Raw genomic sequence first — 12,674 nt, 5'->3', positions numbered from 1 at the left:
CTTTCTTTATTTTTTTGAACTTTATTTATTTGTTATCATCAGTGAACTGCTCTTTGACAAGATCTTTGATATCGCTTTTAATACTTTTAGTATCAACTATTGAATCCTCACCCAGCTTCTGAAATTTTTCTTTATCTGCCTTCGTATATTCCTGTTCATCATCATATTTTTTTGTGATCAACCGAATCATCTTGCGACGCAAAAACTTCTCATCTCTAACATTTGACCTCTCTTTGATCCACCCAATTAGTAATACCATCAACATTATGAAACCAATATAACCTAGAATTGGATACATAATCGATACTAATTTTTTAAAGCCCATAAAGGATAATATATACCCTACAACTACGGTGCCAATCATAATTGGATAAAAACGTTTTGATTGATTAGATGAGAAACGTTTTGCTAAGGCATAGAATAAACTGAAAGCAGTATTAAAGATCAAGCCGAAGATAACAAGTGCATACACAAACGCAAATGCAGGGTGAATCTGTTTGGCAATAGCCAACATAGGAATATCAACAGTCGTTGCAAGTTTTACATTTGCATATAAGATACAGGTTGTAACTGTGATGATAATACCGATTATAAATCCACCCAAAGTACCACCTTTTTCTGCTACACCAATCCTCATAATGGATCCCCCTAATACAAAAGCCATTGATACACCTGTCATAACGCAGAGCGAAAAATAATTCAGAACAGAAAACCAGATATTTGGCATTGGAGTAGAGATTGTATTTGCAATTGTTTCTAATTCTTTAAAATCAAAACGTTGACTTGCAAAGGTATACACTGCCATAATCATAATCATGATAAAAATAATAGGCGTAAATATTCCGATCACATTCGTGATTTTTTCAAAATTAAGAAAGCTAACAAGGATTATCAATACGGCACATAGGAGTGCTCCTGACCAGAATGGCATGCCAAATTGCTGATTAAGATTTGATCCAGCCCCGGCAATCATGACAAAACCTACCACAAAACAGCAAATAATTAAAGAAATATCAAGAATTTTATTAGTGATAGATCCAGCAATTTGTGAAAGAACTTCAAAGTGATCATTGGATCTAAAATAACTACCGAATGTAATAATGATTTTACCAAAGACGGCATTGAGGATACCAAGAATAACGGCTCCAAGAATACCCCATTTGCCAAAACTGACGAAATATTGCATCAGATCCTGACCGGACGATAATCCAGCACCGACAATAACCCCAACATATGCTAACGCTACATTTAAAATTTGTTTTAACATCATCCTACCTCTTAATTATAAAAATTTTAATTTGCTTTACTAATATTAAGAATCTTTAAATTTAAATAATATTAAATGCTAATTAAATTTTATCCAAATAATGACACGAAATTTACACCGAAATTACATCCAAACTCTTAGCGAGATTCCAAGCGAAAATCCCGTACTTTGGTGAATAAAACCGCAAGACCACCGCTCAAAACAGATCAAGGCAGATCAAGGCAGTTTACTTGAAAAAATTCTTGATTTTATCGAGTATCCCCTCGTCGTCTCCGCCCTTACTGCCGAAGCTTTCTTGAAGCTCGCGCAAAAGCGCCTCTTGCTTCTCGTTCAATTTTTTAGGCGTCTGGACGTTTACCTGCACGATCAGATCGCCGTTTTTCTTAGTGCGGATATTCGGCGCGCCCTCACCGTAGATCGTGAAGCGCTGCTTGTCCTTGGTACCTACTTTGAGTTTCAGCTCCGCCTTGCCGCGCGGCGTCGGCACCTCGATGCTCTCGCCCAAGATCGCCTGCGTGAAAAACACCGGCACCTCGATATACAGATCATCTCCATCGCGCAGGAAGTGGCTGTCCTCCTTCACGCGCACTATCACGTACAGATCCCCGATCTCGCCGGTTTTAGAGACGTTACCTTTGCCGCTTAGGCGCACGCGCTGTCCGTCGTCGATACCTGCAGGAATGTCAAATTTAAGGCTCACGTCCTCCTCGGTAAAGCCCTTGCCGCCGCAATCCTTGCATCTGTCTTTTACGATCTCGCCCGTGCCGCCGCATTCGGAGCAGCTTTGGATGAAGCTCATATATCCGCGCCTGACCGCGACGCGCCCAGTGCCGCCGCAAGCGGAGCAGGTGTGTCTTTTTTTATCCTTCGAGCCGGTAGCGTCGCAGGTGGAGCACGGCTTTTTAATCTTGTATTTTATCTCCTTGTGTACGCCCTCTAAAGCCTCTTTAAACTCCAGCGTTACGACCAGTTCGGTATCTATGCCGTATGGATCGCTAGGGCGTGAGCGACCGCCTCCGCCGAATGCCTGCTCAAAAAAATCGCCGAAAATGGAGCTAAAATCAAATCCTCCGCCGCCCGCGCCGCCGTATGCGCCGCTGATGCCCTCTTTGCCGTAGCGATCATACATCCTGCGCTTTTGATCGTCGCTTAAAATTTGATACGCTTCGTTGATCTTTTTAAATTTCTCCTCGGACTGCTTGTCGCCTTGGTTGCGGTCGGGATGGAATTGCAAAGCGAGCTTTCGAAACGCCTTTTTTATCGTCTCGGCGTCGGCATCGCGCGCCACGCCTAAAATTTCATAATAATCTTCTTCCACGAAATTCTCCTTAAACTATACAAAAGGGGCAATTTTATCTAAATTTAATAAAACGCAAGTTAAGACTTAACTATTTTTATGTATAATGCAATATTTAAATTTCAAATCAACGATGCAAAGGATAAAAAATGATAAATGTATTGATGATAGAAGACGACAGCGAGTTTGCACAGCTTCTAACCGAATATCTGGCTAAATTTAACATCCAAGTTACAAACTTCGAAGACCCGTATCTGGGCATTAGCGCGGGGATCAAAAACTACGATCTGCTGATTTTGGATCTTACGCTTCCGGGGATGGACGGACTTGAAGTCTGCAAAGAGATTCGCGAGAAATACGACATTCCGATCATCATCAGCTCGGCTAGAAGCGACGTGAGCGATCGCGTAGTAGGCCTTCAGATCGGTGCGGACGATTATCTACCTAAGCCTTATGATCCAAAAGAGATGCACGCACGCATCATGAGCCTCATCCGCCGCTACAAAAAAGCTAGCGAGAAGGAAGAAACCGCGACAGATAGCGTATTTCGTATCGACGATAAGCGCCATGAGATTTACTTCGGCGAAGAGTCGCTCGTGCTAACGCCTGCAGAGTATGAAATTTTAGAATACCTCATCAAGCAGCATAGTTTTTCGGTATCCCGCGAGCAGCTCGTATACCATTGCAAGAGCCTAAAAGATAAGGACTCAAAGAGCTTAGACGTCATCATCGGGCGCCTACGCACCAAAATCGGCGACAGTTCCAAAGCGCCTAAGCATATCTTTTCGGTTCGCGGTATCGGCTACAAGCTCATCGGATGAAGCACTCCTTAATCACTAAAATTTCGGTTTTTTTTGTAATCGCGATCATCTTAGTCTGCGTGCTTTTCATCACATTCGCACGGATGCAGATGAATAGAGCTCTAGGCAGCATGCAGGCTAATCAAATAAACGCGGTCAATAATCTACTTGAGCTATACAAGCGCAACGCCCCTCCCAGCGATATTGAGCGCTACTTCTCCAGCTATGGCTTGGAGCTTGTAAAAGACAAAAATATCATCCAAAACATCATCACGAGCGGTAAAATTTTTTTCGTTCAAGACACCTCTATTGGCGAGTTTAGCTCGGTCGAGTATAATAATTCGCTGTTTTTAAATATAAAAAACAACTCTTTCGTCGTGGTTTTCGAAAGCCTCGGCACGAAGAATCTAAACGATCCGCTCTGGGTCGGATTTCTGCTTACGATGGCGGTTTTGATCTCACTTTATCTATCGATCGTGCGAAGTTTTACGCCGCTAAAAAAGCTAAGCAAAAATATCAAAAAATTCGCCCAAGGTAATTTGGACGTAAATTTAGCCGCCGCTCACAGCGAAGACGAGATCGGGCAGGTAGCGCAGGAATTTAACAACGCGATTGCTAAAATTCAAGAGCTGATCCGCTCGCGCCAGCTGTTTTTGCGCACCATCATGCATGAGCTTAAAACCCCGATCGGCAAGGGCAGGCTCATTACGGAGATGCTCGATGACGAAACACAAAAAGAGCGGCTCGTAAATGTCTTCGAGCGGCTTGAAATTTTAATCAACGAGTTTGCTAAAATCGAGCAACTGCTCTCAAAAAGCTACTCGCTCAACTATCAGGATTATCATTTCAGCCTCATTTTAGAGCAAGTAAAAGATATGTCGATGCTCGATAACTGGGACGAGCTCATCAGCACGGATATCGAGTGCGATGCGGTGATAAACGTGGATTTCGGGCTATTTGCGCTAGCGATTAAAAATTTAATCGATAACGCCCTAAAATACTCCAGCGATAAAAAAGTCCGCATCATCTGCGATGAAAACAAAGTAAGCGTCGCCAACCGCGGCGCAGCGCTTGCGAAGTCATTCGAGCACTATAAGCAAGCCTTTATTAGAAATAAAGACGAGAAAGCCACCGGCATGGGGCTGGGACTCTACATCATCGATAAAATTTGCGAGCTGCATAAATTCCGCTTCGAGTACAATTACAGCGACGGCACACACTACTTCTCGATCGTCTTTTCGCCGAAGGGCGCCATATGAGCGGCACAGACAGGTTCGAAGAGCTCGTCGCAAGCTTTGAAAAGCTTCCGGGCGTGGGCAAAAAATCCGCCCTGCGCTTTGCGTACTACGTAAGCGTGCAAAACTCCTTTCTGGGGCTAAATTTAGCGCACAATATCGAAGAGGCGGTGCGTGGACTGCACAGATGCCACATCTGCGGAGCGGTATGCGAGGGCGAGATCTGCGAATACTGCGCCGATGAGGAGCGCGAAAGCGATAAAATTTGCATCGTCGAAAACCCAAAAGATATCTTTATTTTAGAGAATAATAAAATTTACAACGGCCGCTACTTCGTGCTAGACGCCGCTGACGAAGATAAGATCGCGGCGCTGCGCGCCATGGTAGAGCAAAACGGCGCGAGCGAGCTGATATTTGCGCTGACGCCGGGCATCAACTCCGACGGCATAATGCTTTACGTCGAGGACAAGCTCGCGGATCTAAGCTTGAAATTTACCAAGCTCGCTCAAGGCGTGCCTACGGGCGTGAGCTTAGACAATGTCGATATGCTCTCGCTAATAAAGGCGATCAACGGGCGCACCGATATTTAAAATTTCGACGAAATTTAAATTTATGGGCTAAATTTAAAACGCAAAGCGGCGAATAGGCTTTGCCGAGGAGCCTAAGCGGCGAAATTTGAGGCGTTAAATTTAAATAGTGGACGTGCGATGAACGCGATGAAATTTATAAAATTTACGCGGCTTCGGTGCACGCTACGATGCGGCAGGCACGGCGACAAACGGCGCCTCGCTTGCCGCGAGGTTTTAACGGTGAGTTTGAGCCGTAAAATTTTAAGCACTCCGTTTCGAAGAGAAGTTTCGGACGCGAAATTTCGAGCGCTCAAATTTTAAAAGGCGAAATTCTAAAGGCAAATTTAGATCGCTAAATTTTAAAAGCGCTTTCGAAAGTAGCGAGACGGGGCTGCACGACGCCGCGAGTTCGTAAAATTTAAAGGCGAATTTCAAGGCGCGCAAAACGGTTTAAATTTTTAAATTTCGCCGGCGCGGGATTTAAAAATTTAAACGTAATTATCTATTATAATATTTAAGGATAAAGGTGAAAAAGGTTCATTTTATCGGCATCGGCGGCATAGGAATATCGGCATTAGCGAGATTTTTACACGAGAAAAATTTTATCATCTCAGGCTCGGATATCAAAGAGAGCGAGACGACCTACAAGCTAAGAGCGGACGGCATGGATATTATCACGCCGCACGACGCTTCGGCGATCAAAGATCAGGAGATCGTCATCTACTCCGCCGCGATCAAAGAGGACAACGTCGAGCTGCAAGCCGCGCGCAAAAAGGGGATCGTCTGCCTCTCGCGCAAGGAGGCCCTGCCCTTCGTGCTAAAAGACAAGCGCGTCTTCGCAGTCGCCGGCGCGCACGGCAAAAGCACCACGAGCGCGATAACCTCGGCGCTAATAGACGGCTCGGTTATCATCGGCGCGATCTCCAAGCAGTTCGGCTCGAATATGAAATATGAAAACAGCGAAAACATCATCTTCGAAGCCGACGAGAGCGATTCGAGCTTTTTAAATTCCAACCCCTACGTCGCGATCGTGACCAACGCCGAGCCCGAGCATATGGATCATTACGACAACGATTTGGATAAATTTCACGCGGCGTATCGCGGCTTTTTGGAGCGCGCTAAGATCCGCGTGATAAACGCCGAGGATGAGTTTTTAAGCTCCATCAAGCTCGGCTGTATCAAGCTCTTTCCTTCGCGCGACATAACGGATCTGAAGGTGCTGCTGCGCGATCATCAGCCGTTTATGAGCTTTAATCTTAAAGAGCTCGGGCGCTTCGAAGTTTACGGGCTCGGAAGACACATCGCGATCGATGCGTCGCTAGCGATCCTAGCCGCGGCGTGCGAGACGGGACTAGAGAAGATCCGCAAAAATTTGCTAAATTATAAAGGGATCAAAAAGCGCTTCGACATCCTGTGCGCCACCCCAAACTTCGTGCTCATCGACGACTACGGCCATCACCCTACCGAGATCAGAGCGACGCTGCAAAGCGCGCGCGAATACGCTAGCTTGCTAGGTCTTAGTAAGATCACGGCGATCTTTCAGCCGCACCGTTTCAGCAGGCTCAAGGCGAATTTAAACGCCTTTAAAGAGTGCTTTGCGGGCGTGGAGGAGTTAGTCGTACTGCCCGTTTACGCCGCTGGCGAGCCTAGTAACGGCATCGATCTGAAAGAGGAATTTAAAGGGCTCGGGGCACTTTTTACCGAGAGGGTCTTTAGAAACGGCGAGAAGATAGAATTTAGCGATATTTTCGGCGTCCGCCACATCATAAACGACGGGCTCGTGATCGGATTTGGCGCGGGCGACATCACCTATCAGCTGCGCGGAGAATTTTAGGTTTGAAAACTCTCGCCGAATTTATTAGACAAACTCCGCTGCGGGCGGACAAGGATAAAATTTGAGATTTTTGGTGTTTATTTTCGCATTTTTATTTATCGCGGCGATCTTTTTCGTGCGGGACGAAATTTTAAGCAAAAGGGCTAAAATCATCGCCACGGCGCTGATCGTGCTGCTGTGCGCGGGAGCGTATCTTTACGAAAGCGCGAGCGAGCGATCCGCCAAGCTTGAAGAGGAGATGGTGTTTAAATTTAACGCAGGCGCTAGATTAAGATGCGGCGGCGCGATAAATTCCGCTGCCGAAACGCGCGGCGCAGCAGATTCCTTCTCCGAAAAACATAGCGCGGATGCGAAAAATTTGGGCGCGAAAGTCGACGAAGCAAATTTAAACGCGCAAGGCGAGGCCGCTTCTGCCACACAAAGCTCCACCGCTCAAACGAACGAGCAGGCTTCCGCCGCGCAAGTAAACGGCGCCGTCTCGGGCGGGCAAAATTTCGCACAAAGCCCTACTTCGAAAAATTCTAAGCAGCAAGGCGATAAGCAGAACCTCGCGCCGCAAAATTCCGCGAATCAAGAAGGTATGCGAAGATCTGCCTCACAAAATTCCGCGCAACTAGGCGACACACAAACCTACGATCCGCAAAGCTCCGCACAGAATTCTAAAAATACGCAAAATTCCGCGCCGCAGAGCTTAAATTTTCAAAGCTCCGCGCAGATCGTAACGCGAGAGAATTTCACCTACTCCTTTTCGATGGGCGCTTTCATCGCCAAAAAAAGTGCGGGCGCGAAGTTTAGGGGCAAAACCTACAAGATCAAAGAGTGCGTTTATGATCAGTGACGAACTCTTTACGCGCCTCGATCTGGGCGAGTATCTAGAGAAATTTAAAAGCTTTTTGGCGCGCGAAAAGCCGCTGTTTTTAAGCGGCGATAGCAAGCTAAATTTTGAAAAAATTTCAGAACTTACGAAATTTGATCTCGCGCAGTGCGAGAGCGTCGCGAACCTAGACGACGCGCTGATGCGCATCTCAAAACACGGCGTGCTTCATATCAGCGAAATTTACGAGTTTAGCAAAATCGTCCGATATTTTCTGTATCTCAAAAAGCAGCCCTTCGAAGGCAAACTCGCCGCTTGGCTTGCAAAGATTGAGATCCCGCAGCCCATCGCGCAATTAAAGGATTATTTCGACGACCAGGGCGGCTTTCGCGACGCGATAGACGAGCGCTTCGGCGCGCTGAACGAGGCGTTTAAGATAAAAAAGGACGAGATCGAGCAGACGCTAAAAAGGCTGATCTATTCCAAAGCCCTTTCGCCCTATCTCGCCGACACGCAGATCCACTACATAAGCGACACCGAGGCTCTGCTGGTGCGCGGCGGCTTTAATCACGTGCTAAAAGGCAGCGTCGTAGCGCGCTCAAGCGGAGGCTATTTTTACGTGCTTCCAGACGCGATCGCGGCTCTAAAGTCCGCTCAAAGCGCGATTTTGGACAAAAAAGAGCAGATCGTTTTCGAGCACTGCAAGCAGATCAGCGCGGTTTTTAATAAGAATTTAGCCTTTCTGAAATTTATAAACGCCGCTTTCGACGCGATCGACGCGCTGATTGCGCGTGCCGCGATGGCAAGAGCGAGCGATTATGAGTTCGTCCTGCCCGAGCCTTCGCGCGACATCGTCCTAGACAGCTTCGCCCACCCCGCTCTTAAAAATCCAAAGCGCGTGAGCGTGGAATTTACGGGTAAAATTCTACTCATCACCGGCGTGAATGCGGGCGGAAAATCGATGCTTTTAAAAAGCATTCTAAGCGCGGCGCTGTTAGCCAAATACCTCCTTCCGATGCCTATTCGCGCAAGCCTCAGCCGCATCGGCACCTTTAAAGAGTTCGAGCTCATAATGGAGGATCCGCAAAACTCCAAAAACGACATCTCGACCTTTGCAGGCAGAATGGTTGCCTTTAGCAAGCTTTTCGGGCGCAAAGAAATTCTAATCGGCGTCGATGAGATCGAGCTGGGTACCGATTTTGAGGAGGCTGCGAGCCTATACGGCGCGATGATCGAGCAGCTGATAGGCGGCGATGTGAAAATGATCATCACCACGCATCACAAGCGCCTGGCGATGCTGCTTGCGAAAGATCCTCGCGTGGAGCTGCTGGCGGCGCTTTACGACGAGAAAAACAGCGCGCCGAAATATGAGTTTTTAAAGGGCACGATCGGCAAATCCTACGCCTTTGAAACCGCGCTGCGCTACGGCATAGCGCAAAATTTGATCGCCACAGCGCGCAAAAACTACGGCGAAAACAAAGAAAACCTAAACGAAGCGATCTCAAAAGCGATAAATTTAGAGCTTGAGCTAAAACAAAAGCTGGCACAGACGCAGCAAAAAGAGGAGAAATTAGACGCGCTGAGCGAAGCGCTAAAAGATCAGCGCGAGCGCGCACAAAGCGAGCTGAGAGCCGAGCTTTCAAGGCTGCAAAACGAATACTACCGCGCCATTTCGGAGGCCAAACGCAGCGTGAGCCTAAGCGACGTGCGCGAAAAGCAGCGTGCCATAAACCGCGCAAACGAGCTTGCACGGGCCGTGCAGCAGCCCGAATTTAGCGCTCCCGAGCCGCAAAGCTTCAAGGTGGGCGATCGCGTCAAATACGGTAAGATCAAGGGCGAAATTTTATCGCTCAGCAAAACCCAGGCGCTGATGCTAAGCGACGGCATTAGGCTGCGCGTGCCGCTTAGCGAGCTAAAGCGCAGCGGTGCGGCGACACCCGCGCCCGTAAAAAATATCAGCATCAAGGTGCAAAAGCCCTCCTCTGCGTCGCTCGTGCTTGATCTGCACGGCTTGCGCGCTGAGGAAGCGATCAGCAGGCTCGATAAATTCATCAGCCAAAGCCTCGTGATGGGCTTTGATGAAATCATCGTAAAGCACGGCATCGGCACGGGCAAGCTCGCGTTCGCGGTAAAGGAGTTTTTAAAATCGCATCCGAGCGTCAAGGGCTTTCGCGACGGCACGCCCGCAGAAGGGGGCTTCGGCTCAAAGGTCGTCTCGCTGTAGGATTTAGTTTAAAGACTCGTTTAGCTCTAAGCTTCGACTCAAAAGTTTTTCGCCTCAGACGCGGATGCGAGCAACACGGAATTCGCCCCATTTCATCTATGCCTTCGCCAAGGTTTTGCAAAAACACGGGTGCTTTTAACGTAGAATTTCGCCGCGGGATTTTAAAATTTGTCCTCGGCTTTAAATTTAGTCCACGTTTTATATTTGAAATTTAAAGTGCAAGAGCTCAATTTGAAATTCTAAAATTTCATGCGGCGTGAACCGCAATAGAAAATACAGCGCGGACGCAGTCCGCACCGCTTAAAGCGTAGTAGGGGGATGGGCGGGGTTTGAGGCGGGAAGGGGAGCGACCTCGCAATTCAAGCCCCCTTCCCGCCCCAAAAAAATAGAAATCACGGCGTGAATTTCGCGAGCTGTGAATTTAGGAATGAAATTTTATTTTGTAAATTTTTACAAAATTTTATGATATAGCCTAGCGCTTGGGTACATTATGTGCGATATTCGTAAGGGGGCGGCGCTCAGAGTTGCGAGGCGCGCCCGCCCCCCCTTACCAACCCCCACCCGCGCGACGCTAGCGGTGCGGACTGCGTCCGCGTTAAATTTGAATTGCGACTGCGTCGCATAAAATCTCACCAATAATAAAATTCTTTCGTGCTTAAAATTTTAAAATTCCAAGCGCAAAAGAATTTTGAAATTCCAAATACGATAAAATTTAAATGGCGGCGGAATTTTAGAATTCCTATTAGTGGCGAAATTTCGGAATTCTTATAGGCAGCGGAATTTCAAAATTCTAATCTGCAACGAAATTCTGAAATTCCGCAAATTTAAAACGATTGAATAAGGAGGTCTCATTGAACCCGATTACCGAAAAGCGCAGCGTTTCGGGCTACTACTACGCCGAAGATCGCGAGTATGTGTACTTCGTGACGGACGCGCCGCGCGAGCAAAACTACCGCTTTATTTTCGACGCAGGCGCGATCTATTTGCAGGAGGGTACCGCCGAGGTGCGGCTTAGCAGCGAGGCGGAGTTTTTCGCGGTCGTTAAAAAGATCCTCGCGCAGTACCGCGATAAAATTTTAGAGCACTCCGCAGAGCTTGAAAATTACGAAAAGATCTACACGCGGCGCGGCGATTTTTCAAAATTTATGAAAAGGCACTCTGTCCTAAAATACGAAATCCGCAAATTTCAAAACAAAGTTTTGCATTTCTACGAGGCGCTGCTCATCTGCGCAAATGAGCAGCCGGCGCTGAAAAAACAGCTGAAAAACTACGCCTACGAAGCGGGCGTTTTTAAAGGCGTGATGAGCGAATATGCCGTCAGGATCGAGGATATCTATCAATTCATCCAGGGGCTCAAAAACGACAAAATTAGCCGCAACATCTACATTCTCACGATCATCTCGTCGCTGCTGATGCCGCTAAATTTCATCACGAGCTTTTTCGGGATGAACACGACGGGGCTGTTTTTAAGCGGCTCGGCGCACGGCACGCTCATCGTGACGCTTGCGATGTGCGTGATTTTCGCGGCGATGGTCGGCTTTCTTATGCTCTACGCCAAAAAACGAAACTAAAGCGGAGGAGTTAAATTTTGAACAAAAACGAGCTTAAAAATATCCTGAGCGGATACCTCGGCAGGGAGATTGCGGGCGATTTTAGAGTGCTGAAAGAGCACAATATCGCGCTCTGCAACGACGCGGCGAAATTTCCTTTTGAGGGCGATAGCGGGCTGCTGCGCGAGTTTTGTATCTTTGCAGACGGCGGCAGCGGCGATCTTTGGCTGCTAAGCTCTGGCGGTGAGATCGCGTTTTACGACCATGATTTGGAGTTTTTGTCCGAGGCAAATTTGAAAAAATTCGATCTAAATCTTGCGGGCTGGCTAAAGATCGCCGAGCTTTTTTCCAAATTTGAAGCCCTTGGCGACCCGAGTAGCACGCAAAAGGCGGAGTTTAAGCAAAGCGTAGCTAAAATCTGCCCGCAAATTTTAGAAATTTGGGAAATTTAGGCGCTATTTGCGGCGCTAAATTTAATCGCAAAATAGGAGGAGCGATGAAATTTATCGCATATTACGACTCGCCGCTTGGCAAAATCACGCTCGCGGGCGATGAGGCGGGGCTTTGCGGGCTGTGGTTCGAGGGCGAGAAGTACTACGCGCACGCTCTTGCAATGGGCAGCACGGACGGCAAATTCTGCGCGCGCGATATTGCGACAAAAACAGATACCGCTGCGAGAGAGGGTTGCTACGAGAAAAGCTGCACGCTAGAAGCGAATGGTGCCGCTAACGAAAAGCGCGGCAGCGCCGATCTGCTCGCAAAGGAGCAATACGGCGCGAGCGAAACACAGCGCGATTTTGCGGCGTTGAAAAAGAGCAAAAAGAGCGATTTTGCGGCAAAAGCGGCAAGCGGCGCAGATAAAAAGTACAATGCGAGCGATTTTGCGGCTTATGATGCGGGAAAAAACCTCGCGCTATCAATCTTTCGGCGCAAGGCACGGGCGAAAAATTTGATATGGTTGATTTTTCGGTAAAAATTTCGAACGATGCGGGCAAAAAATTCGATACGAATAGCCTTGTCGCGCGATTTAAAAATTTACCGGTCCAAACAGAGCAGGAATCCGGCGCGGATGTTTTGGCTGCAA

General features: G+C 47.6%; 11 protein-coding genes. 9 read left to right on the top strand and 2 right to left on the bottom strand.

From position 1 onward, the window contains the following. Window positions 1-25 precede the first annotated feature (25 nt). Both Q0393_RS07610 and dnaJ read right to left on the bottom strand, forming a co-directional pair. The gene (locus Q0393_RS07610) at window positions 26-1,267 is read right to left on the bottom strand and encodes a hypothetical protein (protein WP_298979164.1); all 1,242 of its coding nucleotides are present in this window, start codon (window positions 1,265-1,267) and stop codon (window positions 26-28) included. A 226-nt stretch (window positions 1,268-1,493) separates the two neighbouring features. Further along, window positions 1,494-2,585, bottom strand: a complete 1,092-nt coding sequence (gene dnaJ / locus Q0393_RS07605; protein ID WP_298979162.1) for a molecular chaperone DnaJ — start codon at window positions 2,583-2,585, stop codon at window positions 1,494-1,496. A 128-nt stretch (window positions 2,586-2,713) separates the two neighbouring features. Here dnaJ and Q0393_RS07600 point away from each other — a divergent pair, with 128 nt between their 5' ends. The 9 genes from Q0393_RS07600 to Q0393_RS07560 all read left to right on the top strand — a co-directional run bounded on the left by Q0393_RS07600 (window position 2,714) and on the right by Q0393_RS07560 (window position 12,563). Further along, complete coding sequence (locus Q0393_RS07600; RefSeq protein ID WP_005870149.1) at window positions 2,714-3,385, top strand: response regulator transcription factor; 672 nt, start codon at window positions 2,714-2,716, stop codon at window positions 3,383-3,385. Next, window positions 3,382-4,623, top strand: a complete 1,242-nt coding sequence (locus tag Q0393_RS07595) for an ArsS family sensor histidine kinase (RefSeq protein WP_297901220.1) — start codon at window positions 3,382-3,384, stop codon at window positions 4,621-4,623. The genes Q0393_RS07600 and Q0393_RS07595 overlap by 4 nt, the downstream gene beginning before the upstream one ends. After that, window positions 4,620-5,189 (top strand): recombination mediator RecR, encoded by a 570-nt coding sequence (gene recR, locus Q0393_RS07590; protein WP_298979161.1) that lies wholly within the window; start codon window positions 4,620-4,622, stop codon window positions 5,187-5,189. Before Q0393_RS07595 ends, recR begins: the two co-directional genes overlap by 4 nt. Before the next feature lie 505 nt (window positions 5,190-5,694). Continuing rightward, window positions 5,695-7,002, top strand: a complete 1,308-nt coding sequence (gene murC / locus Q0393_RS07585; protein ID WP_298979159.1) for a UDP-N-acetylmuramate--L-alanine ligase — start codon at window positions 5,695-5,697, stop codon at window positions 7,000-7,002. 61 nt (window positions 7,003-7,063) lie between these two features. Beyond that, window positions 7,064-7,840: a hypothetical protein gene (locus Q0393_RS07580; protein ID WP_298979156.1), complete on the top strand. Its 777-nt coding sequence runs from the start codon at window positions 7,064-7,066 to the stop codon at window positions 7,838-7,840. Next, window positions 7,830-10,040 carry an endonuclease MutS2 gene (locus tag Q0393_RS07575; RefSeq protein WP_298979153.1) on the top strand — a complete coding sequence of 737 codons (2,211 nt, stop codon included), beginning with the start codon at window positions 7,830-7,832 and terminating at the stop codon, window positions 10,038-10,040. The genes Q0393_RS07580 and Q0393_RS07575 overlap by 11 nt, the downstream gene beginning before the upstream one ends. 851 nt (window positions 10,041-10,891) lie before the next feature. Further along, the gene (locus tag Q0393_RS07570; protein WP_298979152.1) at window positions 10,892-11,611 is read left to right on the top strand and encodes a CorA family divalent cation transporter; all 720 of its coding nucleotides are present in this window, start codon (window positions 10,892-10,894) and stop codon (window positions 11,609-11,611) included. A 17-nt stretch (window positions 11,612-11,628) separates the two neighbouring features. Continuing rightward, entirely contained in the window at window positions 11,629-12,042 is a 414-nt protein-coding gene (locus Q0393_RS07565) for a hypothetical protein (RefSeq protein WP_298979150.1), read from the top strand. 44 nt (window positions 12,043-12,086) lie between these two features. Continuing rightward, entirely contained in the window at window positions 12,087-12,563 is a 477-nt protein-coding gene (locus tag Q0393_RS07560; protein ID WP_298979149.1) for a hypothetical protein, read from the top strand. The last annotated feature ends 111 nt before the right edge of the window (window positions 12,564-12,674 follow it).

Source organism: uncultured Campylobacter sp., assembly GCF_938015785.1.
In the GTDB taxonomy this organism is placed as follows: domain Bacteria; phylum Campylobacterota; class Campylobacteria; order Campylobacterales; family Campylobacteraceae; genus Campylobacter_B.
This window is presented reverse-complemented; position numbering and strand designations above follow the sequence as displayed.